The following is a 14943-nucleotide window of genomic DNA, read 5'->3' on the forward strand; positions in this document are numbered from 1 at the left end:
GATTAATAGACGAGTGTTAATTGTGTATTGACGGTTTGTAAAGGTTTTGTAAATTCGACAAAGTTCTTTATCTGCGCGGGTGTTTTGACGATTTATGGTAACTTTGCAACCTGTATTATGCTGATTATCCTTCGATTTATATTCAGCGGGATCCGTTACTTTTTTCCTGCAAAAAAAGCAGCTCCCACTCGGGAACTGCTTTTTGTAGTTCATCAGTTATTTTCTTGTCTGTCTTCTTCCTGTCTTTTTTCCGCCTCATCGGCATTTTCAATCTTTTTGTTGACAGAAGTCGGGTCTCCCATTTCTTCTGCTCTTTCTTTTTTCAATTCGAAATACTTGTCCATCACACGCTGTGAAATATACTTATTCACATAAGGGTCAGCGACTCCGCTTGCCTGCACATGGGATGCAGGTACCAATGTGGCGTATGCCACTTCGGGCTGATCGAATGGAGCATAGCCGATCAAGGTCGTGTTATAGCTCAGCTTCCCGTCAATATATGTCTCGGCGGTACCAGATTTACCTGCAGCGTTATAAGGGGCATCCTTGAATTGTGCATAAGCCGTCCCTTCAGGGCTGTGATACACCCGGTAAAATCCTTTTTGAACATGTTCAATCTGTGACTGAGTCGCTTCTATGCGATTCAATACATTAGTTTCTTTTTCATAAAGGATCGGACCCAGCCTGTCTTTCTCGTCTGTCGGTTCCCTGATTTCTTTCATGATATGCGGCTGCACCCGGTATCCGTCATTCGCGATCGTTGAAACATATTGTGCGAGCTGCATCGTAGAATACGTGTCAAATTGTCCAATTGCGAAATCCAGGAGCAATCCGGGATTTGTAAGATTTCCTTCGATACCGCTCGCTTCACCCGGCAGATCAATTCCCGTTGATACACCCAGCCCAAATTGGGAGAAATGGTTGCGGAACGTCTTGATTGCCTGTGGGTTGACCGGCATGTTTGCACGGGGAACGTATTCCCGTCCATTTATTTTCATGGCGATTTTGAACATATACGAGTTTGAAGACTTTTCAAGTGCGTAAAGATCCGACATCGGTATACTTCCATATCTATTGAACCATGATGTCTTAGGGGTACCCTGCTTACCGATGATGATCGGTTCATCTACGAGGACTTGCCCCGGAGTCAAATTCCCAGTCATATAACCTGTCAATACGGTTGCACCTTTTACGACCGATCCAACTTCATAAGTGGTTGTGAAGGTACCGAGCGCTGCATCGCGCATTTCATATTTCCCGGTTTCCGGGTCCTTGACATATTGCTTTCCTGCCATAGCGAGGATTTCACCTGTATTCGGATCCATCATGACTACATAGGCACGGTCAAGATCCGGCGATTCACTGCGGTTGACCACTTGCTTCATCAATTCTTCTTCGATGATCTTTTCGACTTCGCGCTGCAATTCCATATCGATTGTCAGAACGGCGTCTTTTCCGCGTTGTCCTTCCTGGATCAGAAGAGATTCGAGTACACTTCCGCCTTTTGTGACGTTTTTAATCTGTTCTTTCTGACCCTGCAGGACTTCTTCATATTCCAATTCAACATAGCTTTTTCCAACCCGGTCATTGCGGTTATAGTCTCTAGCTAAATAGGAATCTACGAGATCCTTTGGAAGACCTTCACGTGCGGATGAAACATTTCCAAGGATGGTCCGGAGTGTATCATCGAACATATAAGACCGTTTCCAGTCAGTTGTTGTATTGACCCCCGGAAGTTCACTCAGGTGTTCACTGACGACTGCAAATTCCTCGGGTGTCACCCCTTCATTTTTAACGATTTGAGGATTAAGTGCATAGCCGGTTGTAAACTCGCGATAGATCGCAATCACTTCCAGATCTTTATCAGTCAGTGATGAGAGCTCCTTCTCGGTGATCCGGTCAAGCCTCATTTTATAGACTTTTGCGTTCACTTCTTCTTCTGATAAGTCTTCATTATTCTGAAGTTTTTTAATTTCCTCTTCAGATACCTTCTCCTCGGCTTCTTCCTTGTTTTTAATGATCCAGTAATCTTTTTTATCCCGCTCGGTCACTTCTTTAGGATCTTTCTCGATAAAATCCGAAAGCTTCGATGCTACATCAAGCATTTCTTCGGTTGAAGTGTTATTCGTACGTGTATAGGTAATCGCATTCAAAGGAATGTTATCGACGATCACATTCCCGTAGCGGTCAAAGATTTTACCTCGGGGCACACTTGTTTTCACCACTACATCTTCTGTTCGTTCAACTTCTTTTTTGTAGCTTTCCCCATTCACAATTTGAACGAGACCAAGTCTCAGAACCAAAAGAGAAAACAACAAGAACACCGCAAAAAACAGCAAATTCATTCTTACGGGGACATGTGTCTTTTTCTTTCTCTTACTTTTTTTCAATCGTTCCAGTCCTTCCTCTATGTAAAAGTAGTGCACATCTTTCTGTCCATCCCTTATTTTATAGAAAATAAACCAGTTTTTCTACTATCATGAAGAGGAAATCACACAACAAAGAGAGGAAATAATTCCCTCTCTTTGTACGTATTTACATATTCAGGATACAGGGAACTCCACTTTCCTTACAAAGAAGTAAATCAGTGTGTGTCCGGCTCCCAATATTAAAAGCAGAATCGGTATGCTCTGATCCTGATTAAAGTAAGTCACAGCAATAATGAATGCTGCAACCGATACGATCCTCCCGAGATTCAGGAACAATTCCCTCACGACAATATATTCAATCCTCATTTCCGCAGCCTGCCAGCCAGTACCGATCACATCATAGGTCATGGAAATATAAGGTACCAGCAGGATGGGATAAGCAATGGCAATCACAGCTGCATAAATGAGCAGTTTTGTGTAGGTTACATCAAACACGATCAGGAATATGGCCAGATAGAGAAGCATTCCGCCAAGAAGGATGGCGCGTTTCCGGAACTGTTTCTTAATGACCCTGGAGGCGACATAATAGCCGACAAAGGCAATTCCTGAATTGATCAGACCGAAAGTACCGATGGCGAACTCACTTCCGGTGCTGATGAACACAAAGACGGAAATGATGAATACAAAAGTTCCTTCCCGCAGCCCCTGAAAAAAATGGGCATTGGTGATCAGCCTCCAGTTATTGTTGTGTTTTCTTTCCTCGAATATCCTTACAAACAGATAGCGCCCCGAAGCAGGACGTCTCTTCAAGAAAAAGCTTAACAGAACAGCAACGGTGAATAGTGCAAGTGAGATGCCAAACACGATTGTGTATCCTTTGAATGAAGCGAATCTTGAAATGATATACCCGGCAAGAATAGGGCCCAGCATTCCCCCTGCAGATGTCAGGGTCCCCAGGAATCCATTAAAGAAATCCCTTGTCTCCGGTTCGGTTATTTCGAATGTCAGCACGTTGAATGCCAGCCAGTAAAAACCATACCCTATCCCCAAAAGGGCGCCCAGGACAATCAGGAAGTCCTCGGCCGATTCCCCGAATGACAATACGGATATGTAAAAAACAGCCAAAAAGATAACACCGAACCTCAAGACGATCACCCGGTCCACTTTCTTTGCCAGTCTTCCAGCCAGAATGAATGTCAACGGTTGAAAAATCACGACGGTCAAGTTGTAAATGCCGAGATCGATAAACTCACCGGACTGTTTCCATAAATAGATATTTACGAACGTATTCGATAACGCGATACTAAGTGAATATAAACCTCCAATAAGCAATAACAACGTAAGGTCTCTTGTTAAATCAATGTCGCCTAAGATCTTTTTAAAGCTGCTCATCATTAAAACTCCCCTTTTGCGTACCCCTATCTTTTGAAAAAGGGCGGGAAGTTATGCAGAAAAAAGAGAGGTTCTAAAAAGAACCTCTCTGCACAGTTAGATAAGAATTATTTTGCAGCTGAATAACGCTTAGCCACTTCATCCCAGTTAACTACATTCCAGAATGCACTGATGTAGTCAGGACGGCGGTTTTGATAATTCAGGTAGTAAGCGTGCTCCCAGACGTCAAGTCCAAGGACAGGTGTCTTGCCTTCCATCAACGGGCTGTCCTGGTTCAGGGTGCTTGTTACTTCCAACTCACCGTTGTTCACTACGAGCCAAGCCCAGCCTGAACCGAAGCGTGTTGCAGCAGCATTTGCAAATTCTTCTTTGAATTTGTCAAAGCTTCCGAATTTTGAAGAGATAGCGTCAGCCAGTTCACCGCTTGGAGCTCCTCCGCCGTTTGGAGAAAGGATCGTCCAGAATAGTGAATGGTTAGCGTGTCCACCGCCATTGTTGCGGACTGCCGTACGTGCTCCTTCTGGAACAGCATCCAGGTTTGATACAAGATCTTCGATTGATTTGCTTAGAAGATCGTCATGTCCTTGAAGGGCATCATTTACTTTTGTTACATAAGCGTTATGGTGTTTTGTGTGGTGGATGTTCATTGTTTCCTTGTCGATATGAGGCTCAAGAGCGTCATAAGCGTAAGGAAGTTCAGGTAATTTGTAAGCCATAATAAAATTCCTCCCTATGTAAGTTTCCTGAAGATTTATTCAGGTCGTTTCAGTATAAGATTACCAAATCTCCTATATGTGTTCAAATATTTTGATTGGTTATTCTTACAAAGATAAAATGCCCTTTTCATTTGGAATTTAACCAATTTAAAATCCGGGTTTTATTGCCGCTGTTGATTTCCGTGCAAGACTTCGCTTTCCGCGGGTAGCCCGCCCTCATTGAATCGGTTATATGTCTAGCTGCAGGGCTTAGAGGAACATGTCATAAGCCTGACCGACCAAGGAGGCAAAGTGCGCCTTCGTGGCCGATTCGTCTTATGCCACACTCCTCTGTACAAAGCCCTTCCGCTTTTCGGGAGTCTTCGTCTTGCACTCCAATCAACAGCTGGAATGAACTAGAATCAATAACAGCCACTAATCAAAAACAAGAGATTAAATTACTATAAAAAAGTAAATCACCATAACAATCTGAATCAATCCTTTTGTGAACACACTAGAGATGAATCCTACTACTGAGCCGATTCCGACTTTGAGGGTTTTTTTGAATGAGGATCGGTGTACGATCCATTCCCCGATTATGGCCCCGAGAAATGGCCCTAAGATGATACCGAAGACGGGAATGACGAATGGGCCGATCAGGAGCCCGATTGTACTTCCCCATATCCCCGCTTTTGTCCCTCCAAAACGTTTGACACCGAATAATTTCGCTAAGTAGTCTGCACCGAATAATAACAGTACAAATAGGACCTGGACAGTCCAGAACAGCCAGTTGAATGGTGAGAAGTCAAAGAAGACACCATAGAGCAAAAAGCTTGCCAACAGAAATAAAACACTCGGTATGATCGGATAAACAAGTCCGACGAACGCTAAAACCATGAGAACGATGATGATCGTCCAATATACCACATCCAACATTACTGCCTCCCTTCAAAAAAAAGACTGACTCAAGCTTGAGTCAGTCTTTACTCTGCTATCTTCTATTATTCTACACCAAGTACTGCTTCTGCAATATTTACGGCGTGGTCACCTATACGTTCCAGGTTAGAGATGATGTCGACAAATACGATTCCAGCCTGTCCTGAGCACTTCCCTTCATTCAGGCGAAGGATGTGCTGCTTGCGGAGCTTTCTTTCCATTTTATCGATTTGATCTTCTTTTTCTGCCACTTCACGTGCAATGTTTGTGTCATTCAGGTCAAGTGATGTAAGCGATCTTTCAACAGTATCGATTGTCAAACTGAACATTGTTTCAAGATCCTGCATCGCATCATCCGTGATTTTCACTTTGTTGGACTGCTGATATTCGATCAGTTCAACTATGTTTTCAAAATGATCACCGATCCGTTCGATGTCACGGACGGTGTCCATGAGGATGGAGTGGCGCTCTGATTCACCCTCCGATAGTGAAGAGGATGAAAGGTCAACCAGATAATTGGTGATTTTCTTATCCAGATTGTTAATGGCCCCTTCAATTTGATAGGCAGCCTCAGAATTTTTCGAGCTTTTCGTCTTCAAGAATTCATTTGTTTCCTCAAGGCCCTTCACTGCAAATTGACCCATTCGCAGGACTTCTTCCTTCGCTTGACCCAATGCGATTGATGGAGACTGCTCAATGAACACCGGATCCAAATGTTTTGAGTTTGAGTCGACGAACGTGTCCTGACCAGGGATCAGTTTCGTCACGATCACTGCGAGTAAAGCAATGAACGGGAACTGAATTATGGTATTGGTGACATTGAAAGTCCCGTGAGCAAATGCGATTGTCATTGGTTCGTTCAGATTTAGTTCTGCCTGTAAGAACAAAATGAGTTTTTGGAACAACGGTAAGATTATAAGGAATATCGTCGTACCAATCAAGTTAAACAGGACATGGACAGCTGCCGCTCTTCTGGCTGCAACAGAAGCACCAAGCGCAGCAAGTACGGCAGTGATCGTAGTACCGATATTATCTCCGAATAATACAGGAAGAGCCGCTTGAATATCAATCAGATCCGAACTGTACAATTCCTGTAAGATACCGATTGTTGCTGAAGAACTCTGTACGATCACTGTAAACAATGTTCCGATGACCACTCCAAGGATAGGACTGGAACTCATGCTTACCGTCAGATCATGGAATGATTCCAATGAACGGAGCGGCTTCATGCCGTCACCCATCAATTCGAGACCATAGAAGAGCGCCCCGAAACCGAAAATCAGCTGACCGAAGTTCTGAAGTTTTTTATTTTTAAAGAAGAACAATAAGATGGTTCCGACTGCTATGATCGGCAGCGCGTACGCACCAATATCGAAGCCGATGATGAACGCAGTGACGGTTGTACCGATGTTCGCACCCATGATGACCCCGATTGCCTGTCTAAGCGTCATGAAGCCTGCACTGACGAGTCCGACCACGATAACCGTGGTACCACTGCTTGATTGAATCAGGACAGTTACAAAAACACCTGCAAGCACACCCATGAACGGGTTGGTCGTGAACTTATCTAGAATGTCCTTCAGGCGTTCACCTGCAGACTTCTGCAGTCCGTCCCCCATGTATTTGATTCCAAAGAGGAAGATCCCCAGTCCACCAAAGAACTGAAACAGCATCTCTTGCCAATTTAATTCCATTTTTTCAACCCCTACTTAAATTTTCGACATTAACTAACAAAAACCCCATACCATTTTTAATATATTTTAGAGTATCCGTAAATAGATTTCCCCGCAAATTTACAATAGGTTAATAAAAGGGCCCTATTATTACATAAATGTTACATTTAATATTAATTATAATTAACTGACTGATTCAATCTTTTTCCTTCAGCCCCTGCTGAGTTTTTGTATACTTACTTTTCCCCGATGAGCAGTCAGCATGTACAAAAGAATATTTACGACAGAGAACAGAAAGGTGACGATGTACATTCCCATTTCATTTTCCATCCAAGAAGAGAAGGCAATCGGTCCGAGCGCAACACCCAGAAACCTCGCCGTTCCGTACATACTGACAACAAACCCCCTCTCTCCTTCATTCACACTTCCTGTAATGAATGTATTTAGTACAGGAAGGATAAAGCCAAGCCCCCCGAAGCATACCGTAATGCAGAAGAGCAGGGAGCTCAATGAGTGAAAGATAATCAATATCCCCAAAGGGACCGTCATCATCCCCAGTCCCCATTTTATGTAGTACCATCCCCGTTCTTCATCTGTCTTAATCCTTTTTCCGCTCCAGATGGAAGAAATCGTCATCGCCCCCAGCGGGAACATAAACGAAAACCCTTTAAAAAAGCCATCGATGTGAAAAGTATTTTCAATATGGTAGGAAAGGAAGAACAGGATGCCGAATAATAGGAATAAGCCTATTCCGCCAATCGTATATAAGGGAAGAAGCAACAGCCATTTGGACTTCATAACAGAAGCAAGATCCCTGGCATACTCCCTTACCCCCTGTGAGTTTTTCTCTTCATCAGCAGGCTTCAAAGTCTTTTTCAGACCTAAGAGAATCACAAGGCAGAGCAGGGGAAAAATCCAAAAGGCGTTATTCCAGCTGAGGAATATTGTCAGGCCCGCACCTATGATCGGGGCAAACACCTTACCCATGCCGTTAAATACTTCCAGTGTCCCCAATACTTCCGAGCGCTCGTCTCCGTTGAACAGGTCACCGGCCAACGCGATGGCAAGCGGCGCAGTCCCGGCAGCCCCCACACCCTGCAGCCCCCTTCCACCCATGAATAAAAAAGCCGGGTTCTTCAGCAAGACACTTACTGCACATAAACTGCTCCCAGCCAGGATGATCCATAAAGAATATTTGATCAGGCGATCACGGCCGAGCCGGTCAGATAAGAAACCTATGAATGGGATACAGACTGCTGCTGGAATTGTAAATGAACTTAATATCCAGCCCGACCACCTTTCATCGATGTGAAGCCCCTTCTCAATGCTCGGCAGAATGGGTATCAGCATGGAGTTGCCGAGTACCATGAGAACCGGGAGCAAGCCGATCACGGTCACCAGTTTTTTGTTCGTCATTGCCTTTATCTCCTTTATCCCCAACTTAATTTACAGGAGGTTCATTATGAAGCGGATGTTTATATTCTTCGGTATTATCATTCTTCTTTACAGCGTCTATTATGATTTAAATAAGGGCACTTTAAATTTATTAACTGAAAAACAATCCACAGTGGCAACCTCCCGTCCCCAGGAAATGAAGAAAGAAAATGTGGAATCGGCTTCACTGACTGCAGAACCTGACGTTTCCCAAGCTTATATCGAAAAGGAAATTAAACCCGGCGACACGGTATTGAGCCTGGTGGAAGAGTCACTGCAGGGCAGGCTGCCTGTCTCCATTGAAGAGGTCGTCTCAGACTTTGAAGAACTGAATAACACGACAGCAGGCAAGATTCAGATAGGCAGGACGTATAAAATACCTCTATATGCCGACTGACAACTTCAATGCAGTACACCTAATTCTTGTCAATTGATGCAAAACACTGTTACAATAGCTTCGTATTATTTATAATGTATAGTTGAAGAACCTTTCTAAAGGAGCGAATTACACTTGAGTGAAATTATACATCGTTCAAAAACACGTCCAGTAAAAGTCGGGGACTTAACAATCGGCGGAAACAATGAATTAGTTATACAAAGTATGACGACCACCAAGACTCATGACGTAGAAGCGACAGTCAAGGAGATCCATCGTCTTGAGAAAGCCGGCTGCCAGGTTGTCCGGGTTGCCTGTCCGGATGAGCGTGCTGCAAATGCGATCGCTGACATCAAGAAACAGATCAATATCCCGTTAGTCGTGGATATCCACTTTGATTATAAGCTTGCCCTGAAAGCAATCGAAGGCGGAGCGGATAAGATCCGGATCAACCCGGGGAATATCGGACGCCGCGAAAAAGTGGAAGCAGTGGTAAAGGCTGCGAAGGAAAAAGGCATACCGATCCGGATCGGTGTCAATGCCGGAAGCCTGGAAAGAAAAATCCTTGAGAAGTATGGTTATCCAACAGCCGACGGCATGGTAGAAAGTGCCCTTCATCATATCAAGATCCTGGAGGACCTTGATTTTCACGACATCATCGTTTCGATGAAGGCATCCGATGTCAACTTAGCCATCGAAGCATATACAAAAGCTGCGCAGGCATTTGATTACCCCCTTCACCTTGGGATTACGGAGTCCGGAACATTATTTGCCGGAACCGTTAAAAGTGCGGCAGGACTCGGAGCCATTCTCAGCCTTGGAATCGGAAACACTTTGAGGATTTCCCTGAGTGCCGACCCTGTGGAAGAAGTTAAGGTCGCACGTGAGTTATTGAAATCTTTCGGTCTTGCATCAAATGCAGCGACATTGATTTCATGCCCTACATGCGGCAGGATCGAAATCGACTTGATTTCCATCGCAAATGAAGTGGAAGAATATATCCAGACCATAAAAGCGCCGATCAAAGTAGCAGTGCTTGGCTGCGCGGTCAACGGACCGGGTGAAGCCCGCGAAGCGGATATCGGCATTGCAGGTGCACGGGGCGAAGGACTCTTGTTCCGCAAAGGGAAAACCGTTCGTAAAGTTCCCGAGGAAACGATGGTCGAGGAATTGAAAAAGGAAATCGACAAGATCGCTCAGGAATACTATGATAAGCAGGAAGCTAAAAAGAAAGAAAAAGAAAAGCAATTATAAATAAATGCGCAGGCGACTTGATCAGCCACGGTAAGCATTGGAGGCACAACCGGTGAAGTCGCTGTTTGACTGGCGGTACCGGAATGTCACGAAGTGCCAGGCGCTTGAGCTAGCCATAATAAAGAAAAGAGGACTGATCGCTCAGTCCTCTTTTTACTTTTTTAAAACGCTCCCCATTTTAAAAAAGTGATTTATTGGTTAAAAGAAGGGCAGTACAAATAATCCAACGATAATGGATACTGCTCCGATCCCTATTGCCCATGCCCCAAGCGTTTCTGCTCCGCGTCTTCTGGCAACGAATCCGAGGACGATCCCGGCCGCCCCCATGATGACTGGAAGAATGAAAAGGGAAAGAATCGATAGTGCAAGTGCCGAGTAACCGAGCACCCGTCCTGACGTCGTGCTTTCCTCTGCTGCGTCTTCCTCAAAATCGCGGCTTACGTTTACCGGAGCAGCGATTTCTGCAGCTGTTTCTTCATTGAAATCATCGTCTTTTTCCACAATATCCGGATTGTCGTAATACAGGTCGATCTCATCACGATCACGAAGTCGTTCATCAGCCATACAGCAATCCCTCACTTTCGATATTTGGGAGCATTCTTATTGTTTGTCACGGGCTGTATTTTACTATGCTAATGTTTGTCATTTATGTAATGATGTACTGTATCTGCATTGATAAAAACTTTGCCTTAAGGGATAAGCTGTAATGTGGTACACTTGAGTAAGTTTGGATAAGAGGAGCATGATAACGCATGAAACGGTTTGGAATTGATATAGACGGGACAGTGACGTCCCCGGAGTCTTTACTGCCGCATATAAATGATCACTTCAATTTGAATCTGACACTGAATGATATAACACAATATGAACTGACAGAAGTACTCGATGTTGCCCCGGAGGTCTTCGTAACCTGGTTCAAAAAAGCTGAACCGCTTATTTACAGGCAGTCACCGCTCGCTTCAGGAGCGAAAAGAATCCTTGATGACTGGAAGGAACACCATGAACTGTTCTTCATAAGCGCCCGTCCATCGGAGCTTCTTCAATTGACAAAAGAATGGTTTGATGCAAAGGACTTGATGTATCATCATATTGAATTGATCGGATCTCATAATAAAATTGCGACTGCACAGAAACACGGCGTCGACATCTTTTTTGAAGATAAGCATGACAATGCAGTCATGATCAATGAGGAGTTGAACATCCCCGTCATCCTTTTCAATACCCCTTACAATCAAAAACCGATTCCTGAAGGGATCATCCGAGTGAATGACTGGCAGGAAGCCAATCAATGGGTTCAAAATTGGCTGCGTAAATAAAGAAAAAGCCTTGGACTTTCCTGAAGTCCAAGGCTTTTTTACGTATATAATTCACTGGCACTGAGGGCATTTTCCATAAATTTCAAATTTATGGCCCGAAATATCATAACCCGTCTTTTCGATGCTATCTTTCAGAGCATCCATCGGGCATGTGTGAATTTCCTTTGTTTTGCCGCAGTCCATGCAGATGAAATGATGGTGGTGATGGCTGCTTTCACAGGTGAACCGGAAATGCCTCTCCCCTGAAAGTTCTGTTTCTTCAAAAATCCCGAGCTCGACAAATAAGCTTAAATTTCTATAGATCGTGTCAAAACTTAAGGATGGATAGTCACTTTTCATGTGTTCAAGAACATCCTTCGCCGTCAGATATTTATTGGAGTCAGAAAAAAGTTGAAGCAGCTCCTGTCTTTTGCCCGTATGTTTGTATCCTTCAGACTTTAAAAGCTCCATTGCTTGAGTTACATTCATTCTTTACACCTCTGCTTTTTCAGAATGCCTGGATGATAAGACTTTCTTTGCGGCAATCGTAATCAATAAAATGAAAATCGCCGTTACGACAATCGTTCCGCCAGGGGCAAGGTCTAAATAAAATGCACTGATCAATCCAACGACTACTGATATTTCCCCGAATAAGACAGAAAAGCCGATTGTTTGCTTGAAGCCCCTCGCGATTCGGATGCTGGCCGCTACCGGAAGGGTCATAAGAGATGACACAAGCAGGATTCCGACAATCCTCATGGATGCTGCTATCACCAATGCCACCATCACCATGAAAATGAAGTGGATCGCTTTTGCCGGTATCCCGGATGCCTTTGCATGATCTTCATCGAAAGAGAGCAGGAATAGTTCTTTATAGAGCAGGAAAATCACCAGGATGACCACAATGCTGATCACTGCAATCAGATAAAGATCCCCCCTGCTCACGGCACTGACACTGCCGAATAAGTAACTGAATAAATCAGTCGTAAACCCGTCAGCGAGTGAAATGAAAATGACCCCGATCCCGATCCCTCCGGAAAGGATGATCGGGATGGCGAGTTCCTGATAATGTTTATACAAAGTCCTCAGACGCTCGATGAAGAGTGAACCCGTAACGGAAAAGATCATTCCGAAATATAGAGGGTTGAGTCCCTGCATGGATGGAACCGTCTTGCTGAAGTAAAGACTTGCAGCAATGCCGGATAACGTTACGTGACTGAGAGCATCCGCTATCAGTGAAAGTCTCCTCACCACAATGAACGCCCCTAACAGCGGAGCGATGATTCCGATCAAGATCCCTGTAAAAAAAGCATTTTGTAAAAATTCATACTGAAAGATTGCCTGAAGCACCCGCTTTTCCTCCTATCAATGGTGTTCGTGCTGCAGAAAGTGGACATCGTGCCCATAAAACGAAGACATCTCACCTTCTCTAAGCTGTTCAAATTCTTCCGTCGGCCCGTGAAAATGAAGATGTTTATTCAAGCATGCGACATGGGTCACTTTATTCGAGATGGAGCCGATATCATGTGTCACCAATAACAATGTAATACCCAGATCTTTATTCAAATGGTCGAGCATATCATAAAAATGCTGGACATTTTTGCTGTCCACTCCGACTGTGGGCTCATCCAGGATCAATACATCCGGCTTGCTGACAAGAGCCCGCGCAATGAATACCCTCTGCTGCTGGCCGCCGGATAGTTCCCCGATGTTCCTCTTTGTAAAAGGAGTCATGCCTACTGATTCGATTGCTTCCGCGATATCTTTCCGATAGTTCGAAGACACCCTTCTGAACAATCCGGCTTTTTTTGATAAGCCGCTGGCCACGACTTCCTGTACCGTCGCAGGAAAGCCGGTATTGAAACTGTTTGCTTTTTGAGAGACAAATCCGATGCGGTCCCACTGCCTGAATTTCTGCTGCGGGGTCCCGAACAATTCGATATCCCCCTGCTTCACTTTCAGTAAACCGAGCATGAGCTTCAATAAGGTCGATTTACCGGAACCATTCGGACCGACGATGCCGAGGAATGCACCCTGCGGGATACAAAGATTAATGTCTTCCAGCACCCGTTCACGATCGTATCTATAGCTCAAATTTTCAATTTTTATAATAGGAGTCTGATTATGTTCCATTGTATTCAACTCTCTTTTTAAGAATCATTACGATTTAAAGCACTTAGGAAAGTATACAACACGGGAAAATGATTGTAAACTGTACTGTTTCCCGTTTCCTCTTTTTCTCCGATAAAAAAATGTCACTTTCTTCACCGAAGTCACATATGTATTTTTTGAGGAGTGATATGGATGAAACTATTACAAAATGTGATCAATCATAAGATCAATACGATCAACCGTGCAGAATTGCTGAAGTATGCCAATCAATACAACATTTCTTTGACCACTAAGCAGGCCGATGCGATTGTTGACAAAGTCAAAGGGAAAAACATCAATATATTTGATGACGCCGGCAGGAGCAAACTGGTGAAGGAACTCGCTAAAGTGATCGGTCCTTCCAAAGCAAGAGAAATCAATCAGCTTTTCATGCAGCTGATCAGATAAATACTTAAAAAGGAGGCTGCTTCAATAAGTGAAGAGCCTCCTTAAATTTATTGATTTTCGATTTTAGTCAATACGTCTTCATCAAATTGCTGATTGCGGAGCATATCAATCTCAAATTTGTATGGGGCCTTCTTGTTTTTCTTATCTTCCCCTACATAAGGCGTCTCGAGAATCTTCGGCACCTCTGACAGCTGCGGATGATGGACGATATAGTTCAACGCCTTGAAGCCGATATGGCCGAAACCGATATTTTCATGGCGGTCTTTACGTGCACCTGTCGGATTCTTACTATCGTTGATATGAAGTACCTTCAGTCTGTCGATACCGATGATCTTATCGAATTCTTCCAGTACACCATCAAAATCTTCCACTATGTTATACCCTGCATCATGGGTGTGGCATGTATCGAAACAGATTGACAGCCTGTCATTCAATTCCACTCCATCAATGATCTGAGCAAGTTCTTCGAAGGACCTTCCGCATTCAGATCCTTTGCCAGCCATTGTTTCAAGTGCAATTTGAACAGTATGATCTTTCGTCAATACTTCATTCAGCCCTTCAATGATTTTGGCGATCCCTTTATCTGCTCCGGCACCAACATGGGCACCCGGATGAAGAACGATTTGACCAGCACCGAGCGCTTCGGTACGGTCAATTTCAGACCTTAGAAAATTAACGCCCAATTCATACGTCGCCGGATTGGTTGTATTCCCGATATTGATTATATAAGGGGCATGTACAACAATATCTTGAATATTGTTTTCCTTCATGTGCTGCAGGCCTGCTTCAATATTCAAATCCTCGATTTTTTTCCTTCTTGTATTCTGAGGTGCGCCGGTATAAATCATAAACGTATTGGCACCATAGGATACAGCTTCCTCACTGGAGGCCAGCAGCATCTTCTTGCCGCTCATTGAAACGTGCGATCCAATCTTAACCATTCTCCTCAACTCCTAAGAA

15 protein-coding genes are annotated in these 14943 nt (G+C 44.1%); 4 read left to right on the plus strand and 11 right to left on the minus strand.

The window, feature by feature from the left end; all coding sequences use genetic code 11:
* Nucleotides 1–212: 212 nt before the first annotated feature.
* From BHE18_RS12620 to BHE18_RS12645, 6 genes are all read right to left on the minus strand, one after another.
* Nucleotides 213–2411, minus strand: coding sequence for a peptidoglycan D,D-transpeptidase FtsI family protein (locus tag BHE18_RS12620; protein WP_440480394.1), 2199 nt, complete (start codon nucleotides 2409–2411; stop codon nucleotides 213–215).
* A 132-nt stretch (nucleotides 2412–2543) separates the two neighbouring features.
* Complete coding sequence (locus BHE18_RS12625) at nucleotides 2544–3761, minus strand: MFS transporter (RefSeq protein ID WP_071619307.1); 1218 nt, start codon at nucleotides 3759–3761, stop codon at nucleotides 2544–2546.
* Between the two features lie 107 nt (nucleotides 3762–3868).
* Complete coding sequence (gene sodA / locus BHE18_RS12630; RefSeq protein ID WP_071618926.1) at nucleotides 3869–4477, minus strand: superoxide dismutase SodA; 609 nt, start codon at nucleotides 4475–4477, stop codon at nucleotides 3869–3871.
* A 432-nt stretch (nucleotides 4478–4909) separates the two neighbouring features.
* Nucleotides 4910–5389: a DUF456 domain-containing protein gene (locus BHE18_RS12635; protein WP_071619308.1), complete on the minus strand. Its 480-nt coding sequence runs from the start codon at nucleotides 5387–5389 to the stop codon at nucleotides 4910–4912.
* Between the two features lie 68 nt (nucleotides 5390–5457).
* Nucleotides 5458–7086, minus strand: a complete 1629-nt coding sequence (locus tag BHE18_RS12640) for a Na/Pi cotransporter family protein (RefSeq protein ID WP_071618927.1) — start codon at nucleotides 7084–7086, stop codon at nucleotides 5458–5460.
* A 189-nt stretch (nucleotides 7087–7275) separates the two neighbouring features.
* A complete protein-coding gene (locus BHE18_RS12645; RefSeq protein ID WP_071618928.1) occupies nucleotides 7276–8481 on the minus strand; it encodes an MFS transporter in 1206 nt (401 codons plus the stop codon).
* Between the two features lie 46 nt (nucleotides 8482–8527).
* On the opposite strand from BHE18_RS12645, the gene BHE18_RS12650 reads away from it, so the two are divergent.
* Together BHE18_RS12650 and ispG are read left to right on the plus strand one after the other, a co-directional pair.
* Nucleotides 8528–8896: a hypothetical protein gene (locus BHE18_RS12650; RefSeq protein ID WP_071618929.1), complete on the plus strand. Its 369-nt coding sequence runs from the start codon at nucleotides 8528–8530 to the stop codon at nucleotides 8894–8896.
* 123 nt (nucleotides 8897–9019) lie between these two features.
* On the plus strand, nucleotides 9020–10129 hold the full coding sequence (ispG, locus tag BHE18_RS12655; RefSeq protein WP_171910713.1) for a flavodoxin-dependent (E)-4-hydroxy-3-methylbut-2-enyl-diphosphate synthase: 1110 nt from the start codon (nucleotides 9020–9022) through the stop codon (nucleotides 10127–10129).
* A 198-nt stretch (nucleotides 10130–10327) separates the two neighbouring features.
* Here the strand turns inward: ispG and BHE18_RS12660 are convergent, their stop codons facing one another.
* Nucleotides 10328–10693 (minus strand): DUF4190 domain-containing protein, encoded by a 366-nt coding sequence (locus BHE18_RS12660; RefSeq protein ID WP_071618931.1) that lies wholly within the window; start codon nucleotides 10691–10693, stop codon nucleotides 10328–10330.
* A 188-nt stretch (nucleotides 10694–10881) separates the two neighbouring features.
* Here BHE18_RS12660 and BHE18_RS12665 point away from each other — a divergent pair, with 188 nt between their 5' ends.
* On the plus strand, nucleotides 10882–11445 hold the full coding sequence (locus BHE18_RS12665; protein ID WP_071618932.1) for a 5' nucleotidase, NT5C type: 564 nt from the start codon (nucleotides 10882–10884) through the stop codon (nucleotides 11443–11445).
* Between the two features lie 51 nt (nucleotides 11446–11496).
* On the opposite strand, the gene BHE18_RS12670 is transcribed toward BHE18_RS12665, so the two are convergent.
* Genes BHE18_RS12670 through BHE18_RS12680 form a run of 3 tightly spaced genes read right to left on the minus strand, consistent with a single transcriptional unit; the run spans nucleotide 11497 to nucleotide 13557 of the window.
* Nucleotides 11497–11913 (minus strand): Fur family transcriptional regulator, encoded by a 417-nt coding sequence (locus BHE18_RS12670; RefSeq protein ID WP_071618933.1) that lies wholly within the window; start codon nucleotides 11911–11913, stop codon nucleotides 11497–11499.
* A 3-nt stretch (nucleotides 11914–11916) separates the two neighbouring features.
* A complete protein-coding gene (locus tag BHE18_RS12675) occupies nucleotides 11917–12774 on the minus strand; it encodes a metal ABC transporter permease (RefSeq protein WP_071618934.1) in 858 nt (285 codons plus the stop codon).
* 15 nt (nucleotides 12775–12789) lie between these two features.
* Nucleotides 12790–13557, minus strand: a complete 768-nt coding sequence (locus BHE18_RS12680; RefSeq protein ID WP_071618935.1) for a metal ABC transporter ATP-binding protein — start codon at nucleotides 13555–13557, stop codon at nucleotides 12790–12792.
* A gap of 171 nt (nucleotides 13558–13728) precedes the next feature.
* On the opposite strand from BHE18_RS12680, the gene BHE18_RS12685 reads away from it, so the two are divergent.
* Nucleotides 13729–13983 carry a DUF2624 domain-containing protein gene (locus BHE18_RS12685; protein ID WP_071618936.1) on the plus strand — a complete coding sequence of 85 codons (255 nt, stop codon included), beginning with the start codon at nucleotides 13729–13731 and terminating at the stop codon, nucleotides 13981–13983.
* A 47-nt stretch (nucleotides 13984–14030) separates the two neighbouring features.
* On the opposite strand, the gene BHE18_RS12690 is transcribed toward BHE18_RS12685, so the two are convergent.
* Nucleotides 14031–14924 (minus strand): deoxyribonuclease IV, encoded by an 894-nt coding sequence (locus BHE18_RS12690; protein WP_071618937.1) that lies wholly within the window; start codon nucleotides 14922–14924, stop codon nucleotides 14031–14033.
* Nucleotides 14925–14943 lie beyond the last annotated feature (19 nt).

Origin of the sequence: Rossellomorea aquimaris, assembly GCF_001877785.1 — a bacterium.
Classification (GTDB): Bacteria; Bacillota; Bacilli; order Bacillales; family Bacillaceae_B; genus Rossellomorea; species Rossellomorea aquimaris_A.

Bases quoted from the DNA above. Each gene is read 5' to 3' on its own strand.
- BHE18_RS12665 (WP_071618932.1), top strand. From the start codon at position 10,882: ATGAAACGGTTTGGAATTGATATAGACGGGACAGTGACGTCCCCGGAG.
- BHE18_RS12640 (WP_071618927.1), bottom strand. From the start codon at position 7,086: ATGGAATTAAATTGGCAAGAGATGCTGTTTCAGTTCTTTGGTGGACTG.
- BHE18_RS12690 (WP_071618937.1), bottom strand. From the start codon at position 14,924: ATGGTTAAGATTGGATCGCACGTTTCAATGAGCGGCAAGAAGATGCTG.
- BHE18_RS12680 (WP_071618935.1), bottom strand. From the start codon at position 13,557: ATGGAACATAATCAGACTCCTATTATAAAAATTGAAAATTTGAGCTAT.
- BHE18_RS12670 (WP_071618933.1), bottom strand. From the start codon at position 11,913: ATGAATGTAACTCAAGCAATGGAGCTTTTAAAGTCTGAAGGATACAAA.
- BHE18_RS12625 (WP_071619307.1), bottom strand. From the start codon at position 3,761: ATGAGCAGCTTTAAAAAGATCTTAGGCGACATTGATTTAACAAGAGAC.
- BHE18_RS12645 (WP_071618928.1), bottom strand. From the start codon at position 8,481: ATGACGAACAAAAAACTGGTGACCGTGATCGGCTTGCTCCCGGTTCTC.
- BHE18_RS12685 (WP_071618936.1), top strand. From the start codon at position 13,729: ATGAAACTATTACAAAATGTGATCAATCATAAGATCAATACGATCAAC.
- BHE18_RS12650 (WP_071618929.1), top strand. From the start codon at position 8,528: ATGAAGCGGATGTTTATATTCTTCGGTATTATCATTCTTCTTTACAGC.
- BHE18_RS12660 (WP_071618931.1), bottom strand. From the start codon at position 10,693: ATGGCTGATGAACGACTTCGTGATCGTGATGAGATCGACCTGTATTAC.
- sodA (WP_071618926.1), bottom strand. From the start codon at position 4,477: ATGGCTTACAAATTACCTGAACTTCCTTACGCTTATGACGCTCTTGAG.